13 protein-coding genes are annotated in these 14216 nt (G+C 39.7%); 4 read left to right on the top strand and 9 right to left on the bottom strand.

The genetic code is table 11. The features are described 5' to 3' along the window. Positions 1 to 281 precede the first annotated feature (281 nt). Positions 282 to 2471: a TonB-dependent receptor gene (locus B9T33_RS05915; RefSeq protein WP_086178028.1), complete on the top strand. Its 2190-nt coding sequence runs from the start codon at positions 282 to 284 to the stop codon at positions 2469 to 2471. A gap of 87 nt (positions 2472 to 2558) precedes the next feature. Here the strand turns inward: B9T33_RS05915 and dapC are convergent, their stop codons facing one another. The 6 genes from dapC to B9T33_RS05885 all read right to left on the bottom strand — a co-directional run bounded on the left by dapC (position 2559) and on the right by B9T33_RS05885 (position 9670). Then, positions 2559 to 3728 (bottom strand): succinyldiaminopimelate transaminase, encoded by a 1170-nt coding sequence (gene dapC, locus B9T33_RS05910; RefSeq protein ID WP_086178027.1) that lies wholly within the window; start codon positions 3726 to 3728, stop codon positions 2559 to 2561. 24 nt (positions 3729 to 3752) lie between these two features. Continuing rightward, positions 3753 to 6419 carry a [protein-PII] uridylyltransferase gene (gene glnD, locus B9T33_RS05905; RefSeq protein ID WP_086178026.1) on the bottom strand — a complete coding sequence of 889 codons (2667 nt, stop codon included), beginning with the start codon at positions 6417 to 6419 and terminating at the stop codon, positions 3753 to 3755. 29 nt (positions 6420 to 6448) lie between these two features. Next, on the bottom strand, positions 6449 to 7663 hold the full coding sequence (purT, locus tag B9T33_RS05900; protein WP_171263584.1) for a formate-dependent phosphoribosylglycinamide formyltransferase: 1215 nt from the start codon (positions 7661 to 7663) through the stop codon (positions 6449 to 6451). 177 nt (positions 7664 to 7840) lie between these two features. After that, positions 7841 to 8443 (bottom strand): hypothetical protein, encoded by a 603-nt coding sequence (locus B9T33_RS05895; RefSeq protein WP_086178024.1) that lies wholly within the window; start codon positions 8441 to 8443, stop codon positions 7841 to 7843. Positions 8444 to 8579: 136 nt separating this feature from the next. Then, positions 8580 to 8921, bottom strand: a complete 342-nt coding sequence (gene ygaH / locus B9T33_RS05890; RefSeq protein WP_086178023.1) for an L-valine transporter subunit YgaH — start codon at positions 8919 to 8921, stop codon at positions 8580 to 8582. Beyond that, positions 8918 to 9670, bottom strand: a complete 753-nt coding sequence (locus B9T33_RS05885) for an AzlC family ABC transporter permease (RefSeq protein WP_086178022.1) — start codon at positions 9668 to 9670, stop codon at positions 8918 to 8920. The genes ygaH and B9T33_RS05885 overlap by 4 nt, the downstream gene beginning before the upstream one ends. 102 nt (positions 9671 to 9772) lie before the next feature. Here B9T33_RS05885 and B9T33_RS05880 point away from each other — a divergent pair, with 102 nt between their 5' ends. Both B9T33_RS05880 and B9T33_RS16445 read left to right on the top strand, forming a co-directional pair. Further along, a complete protein-coding gene (locus B9T33_RS05880) occupies positions 9773 to 10252 on the top strand; it encodes a hypothetical protein (protein WP_086178021.1) in 480 nt (159 codons plus the stop codon). Positions 10253 to 10664: 412 nt separating this feature from the next. Then, complete coding sequence (locus B9T33_RS16445; protein WP_171263583.1) at positions 10665 to 10835, top strand: hypothetical protein; 171 nt, start codon at positions 10665 to 10667, stop codon at positions 10833 to 10835. 98 nt (positions 10836 to 10933) lie between these two features. Here the strand turns inward: B9T33_RS16445 and B9T33_RS05875 are convergent, their stop codons facing one another. Beyond that, complete coding sequence (locus B9T33_RS05875; protein ID WP_086178020.1) at positions 10934 to 11641, bottom strand: Crp/Fnr family transcriptional regulator; 708 nt, start codon at positions 11639 to 11641, stop codon at positions 10934 to 10936. Between the two features lie 103 nt (positions 11642 to 11744). Between B9T33_RS05875 and B9T33_RS05870 the strand changes: the two genes are divergently transcribed. After that, entirely contained in the window at positions 11745 to 12287 is a 543-nt protein-coding gene (locus B9T33_RS05870) for a DUF962 domain-containing protein (protein ID WP_086178019.1), read from the top strand. Between the two features lie 61 nt (positions 12288 to 12348). Here B9T33_RS05870 and B9T33_RS05865 read toward each other — a convergent pair whose 3' ends face one another. Continuing rightward, positions 12349 to 12786, bottom strand: a complete 438-nt coding sequence (locus tag B9T33_RS05865) for a hypothetical protein (RefSeq protein WP_086178018.1) — start codon at positions 12784 to 12786, stop codon at positions 12349 to 12351. Between the two features lie 331 nt (positions 12787 to 13117). After that, on the bottom strand, positions 13118 to 14209 hold the full coding sequence (ychF, locus tag B9T33_RS05860) for a redox-regulated ATPase YchF (RefSeq protein WP_086178017.1): 1092 nt from the start codon (positions 14207 to 14209) through the stop codon (positions 13118 to 13120). Between the last annotated feature and the right edge of the window lie 7 nt (positions 14210 to 14216).

Raw genomic sequence — 14216 nt, 5'->3', positions numbered from 1 at the left:
AATGATCTGTCATTGATTGTTAGAGTTTTAACATGTTGAATTGATAAGTGGTTATTGATTTCGCAAGTGGCTATAAAACTGCATGATCCCCCTGTGTATTTGATGAATTAAATCTCTTATCAATAATAAGAGGGGTATTTGGTTAAGTTGTACTTTATAAAAAATTACAATTAAAAAATAAAAAGTAATAAATAAAAAGCATCGTAAAATTTGAAATGAAAGAATAAATGTTAATCATTATCATTTATGATGTGAGCGTATTTTCTAGGATAACTCTCCCAATGTTAAAAATGAAGCAGCTCTGTGTGATGATTACATGTGCTACACAAGGGTTTACTTATGTTTATGCGAATGAAATCGCTGAAATGGAACATCCCGCTGCCAATATGGATAGTACAGAAGTTCAAACGCTAGAAGCCATTAATGTGGTCGTGAGTGCAGATGCTTCTGCAAATGGTTTGATGAAGCCTTATGCAGGCGGTCAAGTCGCGACAGGCGGTAAAGTGGGTATTTTCGGTAATCAGAAGAATTTAGATACACCATTTAATATCACCAGTTATACCCAGCAATATATCCAAGACCGCCAAGCGAAAAGCGTAGGGGATGTGCTACAAGCAGACGCAGGTGTGCGAACTGCTAAAGGTTATGGGAACTTTCAAGAAGCCTATTTTATTCGGGGTTTTGCACTGGCATCAGATGATACGGCATACAACGGCCTGTATGGTATTTTGCCACGTCAATATATTCCAACTGAGCTGTTTGAACGGGTAGAGGTCTTCAAAGGGGCTTCGGCATTTTTAAATGGTGCAATACCGGGTGGAACAGGAATTGGTGGTTCGATTAACTTACTGCCAAAGCGTGCCAGTAATGATCCATTAACACGTGTGACGGTGGGTACAAACTTCAATGGTGCCTATGTTGCATCGGATGTATCTCGTCGCTTTGGGACAGAAGATCGATTTGGGGTGCGGGTAAATACCGCTTACCATGATAGCGGAACCGAGATTGATCAAGAAAATAAAACACTTGGATTGGCTTTAATTTCTGCGGACTACAAAGGTGATCGTTTCCGCCTATCTGGTGATTTGGGTTATAACAATAACCGCCTTTCAGAAAATCGACCGAGTTTACGTTTAACCAATGCGGTTACACAGCTTCCGAGTGCTGCTCAATATGCCAATTATCATGGTCAAGCGTGGACTTATTCAAACGAAGAAGATTTATTCGGAAGTGTACGTGCAGAATATGACTTAACTGATGCAACGACTGCCTATGCAGCGTATGGTTTCCGCAAATCAGAAGAAGCAGGTGTTTACTCAAGCCAGCAATTAAGTGATACCGCAGCAGGAACAGCAAAACTCTCGGCATCGATGATTCCGCGTAAAGATCGCAACCACTCAGCAGAACTAGGTGTCAAAACTAAATTTGAAACAGGTGCTTTAAAACATCAAGTGGTCGCTTCTGGTTCTTTATATCGTGCAGATAAACGTTATAGCTATGGCTATGCCACCAGTTTGAATGATAATTTTTATGATCCGATTTACACTGAAAATTCAAACATTGATAAATGGTTGGGTGTGGAAGGTACATATCCGAAAGCGGGTGTAAGTACTTTGAAAAGTTTCGCTTTGGGCGACAATATTTCGATGTTAGATGATCGTTTGACCCTCATGCTTGGTGCGCGTTATCAGGAAGTTGATCAGGATGTTTATTCTTATGGAACGTATAAATACAATATTAATAAAAATCAGCTCACTCCGGCATTGGGTGTGAGCTATAAATTAACACCTGAATGGTCTATGTATGCCAATTACATCGAAGCTTTGGTTCAGGGTGAAGCGATTTTGGATAGCGAAGGCAATAACTTTATTGCCGATCCATTTGTGTCGAAACAAAAAGAACTGGGATTGAAATATGAAAATGGCTTGATTGGCGGAACACTAAGTTATTTCTATACAGATCGACAAAAAGCCTCAGTGAATGCCTCAGGCACAGCACAAATCAGTCAAGCGACAAATATCCACCAAGGATTAGAATTTAATGCCTATGGTCAATTAACTGATTCAATCAAAATATTGGGTGGCGCGACTTGGATTGATACGGAACAAAAAGATACGTACCAAGGTTTATTTGATGGATATCGTGTCATTGGTGTGCCAGAGTTTCAGGCCAATGTCGAAGCGGACTGGAAACTACCAATTGAGCAAGATATCAGTGTAAATGGGCGTGTTGTATATACGGGTTCAACCTATGCGAACAATGCCAATACATTGAAACTCAAAGATTGGACACGTGTGGATTTAGGTGCAAACTATAAAACGCAGATTAAAAGTGTACCGACCAGTTTGAATTTTAGTGTGACCAATGTTTTAGATAAAGATTATTGGGCTTCAGCATCTGTTAACGACTATACATATTTGTCACTGAGCGAACCTCGAACTTTTAAACTGAGTGCCACATTTGATTTCTAACGATTATCTCTGAATGATTGTTAAAAAAGGAATCAAAAAAATGCCCCAAATCTGGGGCATTTTTTTGAGCAGAACGATTCAAATCATTTAAAGCACTGCTTTTAAACGTCGAATCACTTCTTCACATTGCGCAATGTCTGCAACCAATGCGAGACGAACATGGTTTTCACCGGGATTGCCTTGTTCTGTATCACGCGATAAATAACGACCAGGCAACACTTTAACGTGTGCTTTTTCCATCAGCATTTTGGCAAAAGTTTCGTCATTATCCACTTTTAACCAGTAGTAGAATCCTGCATCTGGCTTTTGTAGTGGGAGCAAGTGACCAAGTTCGCGTTGGAATAAATCAAATTTCGCACGGTATTGCACACGGTTTTCTTCAACATGTGCTTCGTCGTCCCAAGCAGCAATCGATGCCAATTGATGTTGAACAGGCATTGCAGCACCGTGATAAGTACGATATTGCAAATAAGGTTTCAACAATGCGGCATCACCCGCAACAAAACCAGAACGCATACCCGGAAGGTTTGAACGCTTAGACAATGAATGGAACACGACACAATTTTTATAATCGTCACGACCCATTTCGGCACAAACTTCAAGTAGACCGACAGGGGCTTCATCAAACCAAAGTTCTGAATAGCATTCATCCGAAGCAATCACAAAACCATATTGGTCTGACAGCGCAATGAGCTTTTTAAACTGTTCTTTAGACAGCACTGCACCAGTTGGATTACCCGGTGTGCAGACAAATAACAAAGCAGTTTTTTCCCAAACTTCAGCAGGAACAGCATCGAAGTCACCAAGATAATGGTTTTCTTCAGTACAGTTGATGAAGTAAGGCTTTGCACCAGCGAGTAATGTTGCACCTTCATAAATTTGATAGAAGGGATTAGGCATGACCACATAAGGAGCATCTTCACGTTTAATCAACGCTTGAACAAAAGAGAAAATCGCTTCACGTGTGCCTGATACAGGCAAAATATTGCTTTCTGTACTGATGCTATTCAGCTTAAAACGACGAGTAAGCCAATGAGCAATGCTATTGCGAAGTTCAGGTAAACCTTTGCTATTTGGATAAGTCGATAGGTGTTGGAAGTTGTCAATAATTGCCTGCTTCACAAATTCTGGTGCAGGATGCTTCGGTTCACCAATTGAAAGTGGAATTAAAGGCAAATCTGCGGGCTTAACATCCTGAAAAAGTTTATTCAATTTTTCGAATGGATAAGGGTGCAATAATGACAAACTGGAATTCATGGAATAAATACCGAACAATTTAAGTTAATGATGACCTGAAACTTGATTTGATGCTTCATCTAAAGCCAACTTCAGCTGTGCAGCAAAAGTTTCAGCTTCAGCATCATTCATAGGTGAGCCATCTTTTTTAGTGACATAGAAAATATCTTCAGCACGTTCGCCCAAAGTCGCAATTTTGGCTGAGTGAATGTCTAAGCCTTGCATCATAAATAATCCACCAACTTTGGCAAGTAAGCCGGGATGGTCAAGTGTTGCAATTTCAACCATGTTTTGCTGTAAGGCTTCATTTAGTGTGATATCGACAGTATTTTCAATATCAAAATGGCGAAGCTGGCGTGGAATACGACGTTGCATCAGGCCTGGATATTTGTCGGATTGACTTAGCGCTTTTTTCAGGGCTTCAATCACAGTCTGTTCGCGCTCTGGGTCTGTCAGTAATGTACCAAAACGGTCAAGCACGACGTAGGTATCTAAACTGAAGGCGGTCGAAGCTGTAATAATACGGGCATCCTGAACGTCGAGGTTCATTCGGTCCAGAATCGCAACTGTTGTAGCAAATAAGTTTGGCTGATCTTGGGTGTAAATAAAGATCTGAACGGCATCTTGTGCGAATTTACGGTGGGCACGCATCAGAACGAGCGGTTCAGCATTATTGCCATGTTGTAAAATCGCGCGGGTATGCCATGCAATCTCGTCGGCTGATTCTTTAAGGAAGTATTCATCACCGAGTTCTTGCCACACTGTTTCTACGTCATATAAGGCAAAATCATTCACCAAAAGTTCGCTTGCAGCAAATTTAGTGTCTTCAATTAGCATAGGATAATCGACAGGGCGACCGAGACCAGAGCGAATCACATCACGCGCTTGGGTGTATAACTGACGCATGAGCGAGGCACGCCATGTATTCCATAGCGTTGGGTTGGTTGCATTAATATCTGCGACGGTCAGGGTGTACAGATAATCCAAATGCTCCATATCACCCATTTTCTCAGCAAATTCTTTCACTACATCTGGGTCGGAAATATCTTTTTTCTGCGAGGTTACAGACATAAGCAAATGATTTTGAATGAGCCAAGCGACTAAATTACATTCACGTTCGGTAAAACCATGCGCACGGCAGAACTCAATGGCATCTGCTGCACCAAGTTCACTGTGGTCGCCACCACGACCTTTGGCAATGTCATGGAAAATAGCTGCTAGATAAACAATGTCACGACGTGCAAGACGCTGGAATACCGAACTTACGACAGGGAAATCTTTGGCAAATTCAGGTTCTTTAAAGCGATTTAGATTACGCAGTAATAGCAGGGTATGAGCATCAACGGTATAGATATGGAATAAGTCATATTGCATGAGGCCCATAATTTGACCAAATGCAGGAATATAATTCCCCAATACACCATATCGCTTCATCGCCACCATGGTGTCGTATAAACGGTAAGGTGAGCGAATGATCGCCATAAATAAAGCTTGATGCGCAGGGTTGTTGCGATAATTTTGATCAATCCGTTTTGCAGCTAATGTCAGTAGACGCAATGTACGTGCACGAATGCCTTCAATTTCTGGGCGATTTGCCAGTAAATAAAAGATTTCTAATATGGCACTTGGATTTTCCGAGAAAATTTTATGATGTTGAACCGCTAATTTACCATCGACCAATTTGAAGTTGGCATTAATTTCTTCAATATTACGTTCATAGTCTGGTAGACGAGGTGTAATTACAGACTCATTGAAATAGGCCAATAACATTTCATTCAAAGTTGACACTTGTTGAGCACTACGGTAGTAGCGCTTCATGAACTGTTCAATTGGATAATTCGGTGACTTACCTTCTTCGCGCTGATAACCAAATTTTGCTGCAATATCACGTTGATAATCGAACAATAAACGGTTTTCATCGCGTTTGGTTAAGCGGTGCAAATGATGGCGAATTTCCCAGAGAAAACTTTCGGTTTCTTCAAGGACGCCAAGTTCAAACTCGGAAATAAAGCCCAAATGTACTAAATCATAAATACGGTTGACACGGAAATGGCGTTTGGCAATCCAACCAATTTGATTAATGTCACGGATACCACCCGGTGCATTTTTAATATCGGGCTCTAAATTACTTTCAGTATTGTTGTGCTGCGCATGACGTTTGGCTTGTTCTTGCATTTTTGCGTCAAAGAAAGTTTTGTCTGTCCATGTTTGCGACACAATACGACGTGGCCATTTGGCTAAATGTTCATTACCAACAATGAGGCGTGCTTCAATCAGTGCAGTTGCGACGGTTAAATCATTGGTAGCTTGCATCACGCAATCATTAATTGTGCGTACACTGATACCCGGTTTGAAGTTACCGACATCCCAAAGTGAAGAGATGAAGGTGGAAATCAATTTTTCTTGTTCAGGGCTAATGTCATCTTCAGACAAAATCATGATGTCGACATCTGAATAGGGCAGCATTTCGCGGCGACCATAGCCACCTACAGCAAATAAGCCTAAATCAGTGCCATCAAGTTCAGCATGCGTCCACAAAAACTTGAGGGCTTCATCAATTAAATTTGAACGTGCAAGAATGACTTCTCGGATGGACTGTCCATTTTCAAAACACTCCTGTAGCTGATTTTCAACATCTGTACGCCATTGGTTGATGGCTTGAATGTCGTGGTTACTTTTAATGTAATTCAGCAGAGGAAGCGTATTGATCATGAACAGTGGTCCGTTAAGGTGTTACAAACTTAGTTTTGTTGAACACTGACTTGTTGTGCAGTATGTTGAGCAAGTTCACGTGCTTGATCTGTAGTTTCAGCACGTGCAGTTGCCACGCCCATACGGCGACGTTTAAAGCCTTCTGGTTTACCAAAAAGACGTAAATCAGTGTTGGCATTAGCCAAAGCAAGATTTAAGCCAGTAAATGATAAATTGGTATCATCCACACCTGCGTAAATGACCGCACTTGCAGCAGTGCTGTGTCGAGCTGTATTTACAGGTAGCCCGAGAATGGCACGTGCATGTAACTCAAATTCACTTTGGAATTGAGAGGCAAGCGTGACTAGGCCTGTATCGTGTGGACGAGGTGATACTTCACTAAACCACACTTTATCGCCTTTGACAAACAGTTCCACGCCAAAAATACCGCAGCCACCTAAAGCAACGGTTACTTTATTGGCAATGCGCTTAGCTTCGTCTAAAGCAACAGTGGTCATTTGTTGTGGCTGCCAGCTTTCCACATAGTCACCTGCATCTTGACGATGCCCAATCGGGTCACAATATGAAGTCTCAATCATACCTGTTTCAGCATTTTTAGCACGAACCGTTAGTAAGGTAATTTCAAAGTCAAAATCAATTTGTGATTCAACTATCACAGTGCCTTGATTGATGCGTCCACCTGTTTGCGCATATTCCCAAGCAGCATCAACTTCTGAGAATTCCTTAACGCGAGATTGGCCTTTACCTGATGAAGACATGACAGGTTTTACAAAGTTTGGATAGCCAATATCGTCGCAAGCCGCGCGGAATGATTCTAAGGTATCGGCAAAACGGTATGCAGATGTTGGAAGTCCGAGTTCTTCAGCTGCTAACCGACGAATACCTTCACGGTTCATGGTCAGATTCACGGCTTTTGCAGATGGGATCACGGTGGCAATATTTTGTTCTTCAATTTCGACCAAAACTTGTGTCGCAATGGCTTCAATTTCAGGCACGATTAAATTGGGTTTTATTTTTTCGATGAGTTGTTTGAGTTCTGTGGCATCAGCCATATTTAAAGTATAAGAAAAATGAGCAACTTGCATGGCAGGTGCATGATCATAGCGGTCTGCAGCATGGACTTCGACCCCGAGTCGTTGTAATGAAATCACGACTTCTTTACCTAGTTCACCTGAACCTAAAAGTAGGACTTTAAACGCAGAAGATTGAAGTGGAGTACCAATTGTTACGCTCATGTAAATCATCCATGCTTGATTTTATGGGGTTTTAAGCATAGCAGAACTTCTTTAGCTGTTAAGCGCGTATTCACATAAATAAATGATATTGTCCAACAATTTTATTTATATATTCTACACTCAGCGCAGCTAAGGGGCTTGAACTTTTTTGAAGGAACTTTGAAATGATTATTCATATGTTTTTATTTAAGTTAATTTTAAAAAGGCCGCGGTTTGTACGGATGCTGGTAATGCTTGAATGTCTAGATTTGAACATTGCAGCAGCTTGAGTTGTGTAGCGGTTTGACGGAAGTTGGGCCAGTACAGCAGCCAGATCACAGGGGCAGCAGATAAGCTTAACATCAATATTATTCCAGCTAAAATAGCGGTGAAGTAGAGGGTATCAGTGAGTACGTTTAAAACTTGAAATGAAGCACTTTGCCATGCGCTGAAGCTGAAAACGACAAATAGAAAAATCAGTAGAAAGCTGATCAGCTGTATGCAATTTTTCCATAACTTTGACCAAGAAATTTGAGGGTATAACTGCTGCTTTGGATGTAAATGCAAGATCTGCTGTGTCGCGTTATATAAACCAAGAATGGTTTTTTTCTGATTATCTTCGCTATAAATCGCGTGAATTTGATCTGCGGGCTGACAATGCAATCCACAGAAATTGCCGTGAAATAATTGATTCTGAATGATGTACTCAAAATAAATGCTATCAACTGGCTTATGCAGTCCCCAACTGAGTGTAGACGGTCGTCTAGAGTGAATAAAAATTTTGCCTTGAACGAAGCGGTATGTCGTCATGTATTCGATTTTTCATAGTTTTTTTATAATGTGCTGACTATGTCATATGTGTAGAAGAGAAAAAAGCGCAGTTTGATAAAGACTGCGCATGAATAATTATCCGGGATAAAATACTTTGGGTTAAAACGACTTAAACTTAAAAAGGCATATAGGTATAGACCAAACCATAGGTGAGGGCTGCGGTCAGTGTGGCTGGAACAATTTGTTTAAATTTAAAGTATAAGCCCGCAAGTACGATAAAACCTGCCAGCATCGCCATACTTTTATTCGGTGTTTCCAGTAATGGTGGCAACGTTGCTACGACAAGCATAGAGCTAATCGCGGCAATCCCAATTGAACCAAGTGCAATTTTCAGCCAAAGAGAGCCACGTTGTTGTGAACTCTTTTGAAATTTTTGAATAAAGTAAAATGGTCCAAAGCGAGAAGCAAAATTGGCAATACCGACCAATATGCCGACCATGATAATTTCGAGATTCATGATGCTTCTCCTACATGTTCAGGGTCTGGTTTTTTCAAGACATAATGTTTTACCAAACCTGCAATGATTCCTGACGAAATACCAATAAAGATCGCAGCAGATAAATCAATGAAATAGCACGCAATGGCTGAAACAATAATCGTCACAGTCACGATAAAGGTGTGTTTCTTTTCAAAGGCAGCCAATAAGAAGCTTAAGAATAGGGCTGGTAAGAGGAAGTCGAGAGCAGCTTGTAGGAACTGTGGTAAGTTACTGACCTGATCGGCAAATAAGCCACCTAAAAATGAACCTGTTGCCCAAGATAGCCAGCTAAAAAGACTTAAACCTAACATCCACGATTCTGACCATTCCTGACGTCGTTGTGAGAGTTTAATCATGCCAGAGGCAAAAACTTCGTCGGTTAAACCCCAAGCCCAAACGGCGGTTTTTTTTAGATTGAGTCGATCTTGAATTAAGTTTTGAAGTGCAGGGCCATAGAGTAAATGGCGAATATCCAGTGCAATTACCGTTAGTGCAGTCATCCAAATGGAAGTACCACTGCCGAGTAAAGCCACCACAAGAAATTGACTTGCACCCGCATACATTGAACAGGAAAGAAATAAGGCTTCCCATGCACTAAAACCAAATTGAGTGGCAGAAACACCAAATGCAAAAGAAACAGGGAGATAAGTAAAAATAATCGCCTGACTATCTTTAGCACCTTGCCAAAAACCCGCAGGTTTCGCTGTGGAGGAATTGTGCTCTGACACGACACACCTTAAAAGAGTTAAACAACAGGTCAAATGACGATTGAGTATTCTACTCGAATTCACTAGCATATTGCCGAATATGTTTGTTGAAACGAGCCTGATATGCAGAGGTTAAAGATGCGTGGGATACTGATTGTTTCATTATTGTGCAGTACAGTGTTACTGCAGGCCTGTGGAAATGAAAGTGCTGAGCAAACGAAGGTTGAAATTAAAGACGCGCCAAAACTGACTAATGATGCGACAGCTTATGCGGAAAAAGCTTGGACATTCATTAATCAAGTGGATGGAATTGTATATAAAAAGCAGCGCAATTTAATTGATGAGCAAGTTCGTAAGCCTGCACGTAAGCTGAGTACAGAATGGCGTATAAATGTGAAAATGACGGATTCTGTGACTGAGGGCAAATATGCACTTTGCCGCAAAGCATTGACCAGTCTTGAAATCTGGGCGCGTGAAACTTTGGATCAAAGCAGTACAGTTAATCAAAGGCAAACCGATTACGAGCGTGATAAAGCGCAATGTAAGGATGCTATTGATAACCCTAACCTTGGGAATACTGACCCAAAGAAAATTGGGGTTTAAACAAAGAAAGCAGTGCTCAGTCACTGCTTTTTTTATGCCATTTTTTCTATTTTGATAAAAATAGGGCATTATTCTCAGCTTATTTAAAAATTTTAAATTCAAATTATTTATAAATATGTGAAGTATTTAGTAGGAAAAGTTTTAGCTAAAAATGAAGAAATTAAAAATTTAAAAACCATTTAAAAATATATAAAACAATATTTTATAATTTTCTATTAAGACTTTTTAGGTATTTTTTATCCTGTGGCACATAATTTATATCTCAAGATATAAGATTTAAAATGTATTAATAATAGAAACGAACAATAAGGTTATAAAAAATGTGAATTATCACATTTTGATAAAAGAGGTTATTATTGATTTCATAAGATACGTAGTATGAAGCGAAATATTTAAATTGTGAGATAAAGAAATGAAAAAAGTATTGGTTTTAGCAAGTTTAATGATGTCATTTGCAGCAGTTCAAAGTGTTCAAGCTAACACTCAAACCGAACAAGCAACCAAATCTCATGTGGGAAGTCAAGAAGTTGCAGCATGTACCAATGGTTTTGATAGCGTCAATGTATGTCAATTATTGTCTTAATTTTTTTGCTTTTTAAAATAACGACTTAATTTGTAGCAAAAATAATAATAAGCGCGATACTGGTGCTTTAAATTGCACCGAAATAAACCAACCATGTATCAGTGATCATGCTCAGGAAGTGCATGAGCAATCTGATGCAGAAGGTTTAAATCCAAAATTTCAATTTGTTTAAATGCCACTTTAATAATCTTTAATTTTTCTAAATGCTGAAGTGACTGATTGACAGATTGTCTTGAACAATTGAGTAGCTGTGCCAATTGTTCCTGTGAAATGTGAATTGTGTGTAGTTGGATTTCTAGATGATTGCCATAACCATTTAATATAAATAATAAGCGCTGTGCTAGACGTTGGTTGAGGCTTTGTGTTTGTAGTGAAATCAATTCCATAAATGCATAACGAAGTTTTTGACTGGTGAGCTGGGCGATATGAAACCAAAACTCAGGATGTTGTTTCAGTAGTTGTTGGATGGCCAACGCAGGTATTTGCAAAATGATTGTTTTTTTTAAGCAAATAGCATCATGTGAACGTGGCTGGGAGTCTACCAATGAAATTTCACCAAACCACATGATGGGTTCAGCAATTGCTGCAATTGCCTCCTTGCCATGAATATCAATATAGCCCAGTTGCACAGCCCCATCTAATACCGCATAAATACCATTAAATACATCTCCAGAAAGAAATACACGATGATTCTTTTCCATATGTTGTATGTGTGCTTGCTCACAAATAAATTGTTTAAAGTGCTCATCTAAGCCTGAGTACCAAACGTTTTTATTGAGCTGGAGTTGATGAATCGGTTCAATCACAACATGTCCTTATGTGAAATTCTTTAAACTTGTCTGCTACAAGACAACTTTAAGTTTTATTCTTTTATATAGTGGAAGGCATGGGTGAACAAGGAGTTGTGCCATGAATAAATTAGAAAATTTACTGAGCCAGTATGCAGCATATCATTTAGATCGAAAAAACATTATTACGCATTTTATTGGTATCCCACTGATCGTCTTTTCAATTATTTGTTTAACTGCACGTGCAGCTATAAGTCTTTCTGGTTTCGAAATTACTTTGGCTTTTTTGTTAATGATTGCAAGTGTGATTTATTACTTCAGTCTGGATAAAATCTTTGGTTTGATTATGCTGCTGATCTTTGCAGCGGTATATCCTTTAGCTTTAAAAGTCGCAGCAATGAGTTTAGGTGCTTGGTTGGCGTGGAGTATTGGGATATTTGTAGTCGGCTGGATTATCCAATTTATTGGTCATTATTATGAAAAGAAAAAACCAGCCTTCATGGATGATGTGATTGGACTGGCTATTGGTCCTTTGTTTGTTCTAGCAGAATTTGTTTTCTTGCTTGGTTTTCGTAAAGACCTCGAGCAACGTATGCTGAGTTCAGCACGCAAACAAAGAGCAGAAATGGATGCAAAGACTTTGCATTCTGTGCATTCATCATAAGCCTGTTTGAATTAGGCAAATAAAAAAGCCAGCGAGTTGCTGGCTTTTTCTATGACTGATTTTATGATTTTGCTGGAGCGGTTTTCACTGTAGTAGCTGAAACTTTATGTACTTCAGGTTTTACTTTGAGATCTGTAGATGCTGCTTTTGCTGCATTTGCAGAAATTTTAGCTTCTTTATTTGCTTGTTGTGCATCTTGACGAGCGAGGGCTGCATCTTTATGCGCCGCTTTTTCATTTTTAACCGATTTACTCTGTGCTAATTGTTGTGCTTTTTTTGCATCATGTTGAGCTGCTTTAGCATCATGACGTGCAACTTTTGCTGCATTTCCAGCAGTACGTGCTTGATGTTTTGCATCTTTAGACACAGTAATGCAGGTTCCACCTTTATGATTTGCGCCTGTGCCACCTGATAAAGTGGTGCCTTGTGGGCATGCAAATGCGGTTGCGCTAAGCATAGTCAATAGGCCTGTTGCGAGTATTGTGCTGATTTTTTTCATTGCTATTGTTCTTTAAAACAGGCATTAGCGCCTGTAAATTAATTTAATCGAGTCAGCATAAATAATAAGTAGTAAGCGTGTTGAAGAACGGAAAAAAAAGATATAGATGTTGTTTATATATTTTTGTATTTAAGATGATTTTAAGTTCTTAAGCTTTATTTAAGCTTAGAGGGATGAACTGATAAATTGTGTATCACTGTATTCAGATTTAAAGAATTCTATATTTAAAAAACAATTGAAATATTGATCTATGAGGCGTATTGAAAATTGCTGTGAATTAATTTCAATAATAAAAAAAGCCAGCGTAATGCTGGCTTTTTGTGTATTCAACTTATACGTTGAAACGGAAGTGTAGAACATCACCGTCTTGAACGATGTAAGTTTTACCTTCTAAACGCCATTTACCTGCTTCTTTCGCACCAGCTTCACCGTTGTATTGTACGAAGTCGTTGTATGCAACACACTCAGCACGAATAAAGCCTTTTTCGAAGTCAGTGTGAATTACACCAGCTGCTTGTGGTGCAGTCGCACCAATTTTAACTGTCCAAGCACGAACTTCTTGTACACCAGCTGTGAAATAAGTTTGTAAGCCTAGTAAGCCATAACCTGCACGGATGACTAAGTTTAGACCAGGTTCTTCCATACCAAGTGCTTCAAGGAATTCAGCACGGTCTTCATCGTCAAGCAATGAAATTTCAGCTTCGATTTGGTTGCAAAGTGGGACCACAATTGCATTTTCTTCAGCTGCTAATTTTTGAACCGCTTCAAGATGCGGGTTGTTTTCAAAACCGTCTTCAGCAACGTTTGCAATGTACATGGTTGGTTTTAATGTCATTAGACCAAAACCACGAACCAATTTGCGTTCGTCATCGTCTAAATCAGCTGCACGTGCAGGTTTGCCTTCATCGAGTAAAGGTAAAATTTTGTCTAAAACTGCTTTGGTCGCAATGGCTTCTTTATCGCCGCCTTTTGCAGATTTAGCTAAACGTGTCACTGCTTTGGTCACTGTTTCCATGTCAGCAAGTGCAAGTTCAGTATTGATGGTTGCAATATCGTCAAGTGGGTCAATTTTACCGTTCACGTGAATGACATTTTCATCTTCAAAACAACGTACAACGTGCGCAATCGCATCAGTTTCACGAATGTTTGCTAAGAATTGGTTACCTAAACCTTCACCTTTAGATGCACCAGCAACTAGACCTGCAATGTCAACGAATTCCATTGTCGTTGGAACAACACGTTGTGGATTTACAATTTCTGCAAGTTTGTCCATACGTGGATCTGGCACAGGAACGATCCCTGTGTTTGGTTCAATCGTACAGAATGGGAAGTTTTCAGCAGCAATCGCAGCTTTGGTTAATGCATTGAAAAGCGTTGATTTACCAACGTTCGGCAGGCCGACAATACCACAGTTAAAACCCATGAAAGAA

Origin of the sequence: Acinetobacter sp. ANC 5054 (assembly GCF_002135295.1) — a bacterium.
Taxonomy (GTDB): domain Bacteria; phylum Pseudomonadota; class Gammaproteobacteria; order Pseudomonadales; family Moraxellaceae; genus Acinetobacter.
Note: the sequence above shows the minus strand (reverse complement) of the source record. Positions and strands in the feature narration are given on the sequence as shown.

Excerpts from the sequence above, each read along its gene's own strand:
- purT (WP_171263584.1), bottom strand. The coding sequence starts at position 7,663 with ATGATTTACATGAGCGTAACAATTGGTACTCCACTTCAATCTTCTGCG.
- B9T33_RS05865 (WP_086178018.1), bottom strand. The coding sequence starts at position 12,786 with ATGAAAAAAATCAGCACAATACTCGCAACAGGCCTATTGACTATGCTT.
- glnD (WP_086178026.1), bottom strand. The coding sequence starts at position 6,419 with ATGATCAATACGCTTCCTCTGCTGAATTACATTAAAAGTAACCACGAC.
- ygaH (WP_086178023.1), bottom strand. The coding sequence starts at position 8,921 with ATGAATCTCGAAATTATCATGGTCGGCATATTGGTCGGTATTGCCAAT.
- B9T33_RS05870 (WP_086178019.1), top strand. The coding sequence starts at position 11,745 with ATGAATAAATTAGAAAATTTACTGAGCCAGTATGCAGCATATCATTTA.
- B9T33_RS05880 (WP_086178021.1), top strand. The coding sequence starts at position 9,773 with ATGCAGAGGTTAAAGATGCGTGGGATACTGATTGTTTCATTATTGTGC.
- B9T33_RS16445 (WP_171263583.1), top strand. The coding sequence starts at position 10,665 with ATGAAAAAAGTATTGGTTTTAGCAAGTTTAATGATGTCATTTGCAGCA.
- ychF (WP_086178017.1), bottom strand. The coding sequence starts at position 14,209 with ATGGGTTTTAACTGTGGTATTGTCGGCCTGCCGAACGTTGGTAAATCA.
- dapC (WP_086178027.1), bottom strand. The coding sequence starts at position 3,728 with ATGAATTCCAGTTTGTCATTATTGCACCCTTATCCATTCGAAAAATTG.
- B9T33_RS05915 (WP_086178028.1), top strand. The coding sequence starts at position 282 with ATGTTAAAAATGAAGCAGCTCTGTGTGATGATTACATGTGCTACACAA.
- B9T33_RS05895 (WP_086178024.1), bottom strand. The coding sequence starts at position 8,443 with ATGACGACATACCGCTTCGTTCAAGGCAAAATTTTTATTCACTCTAGA.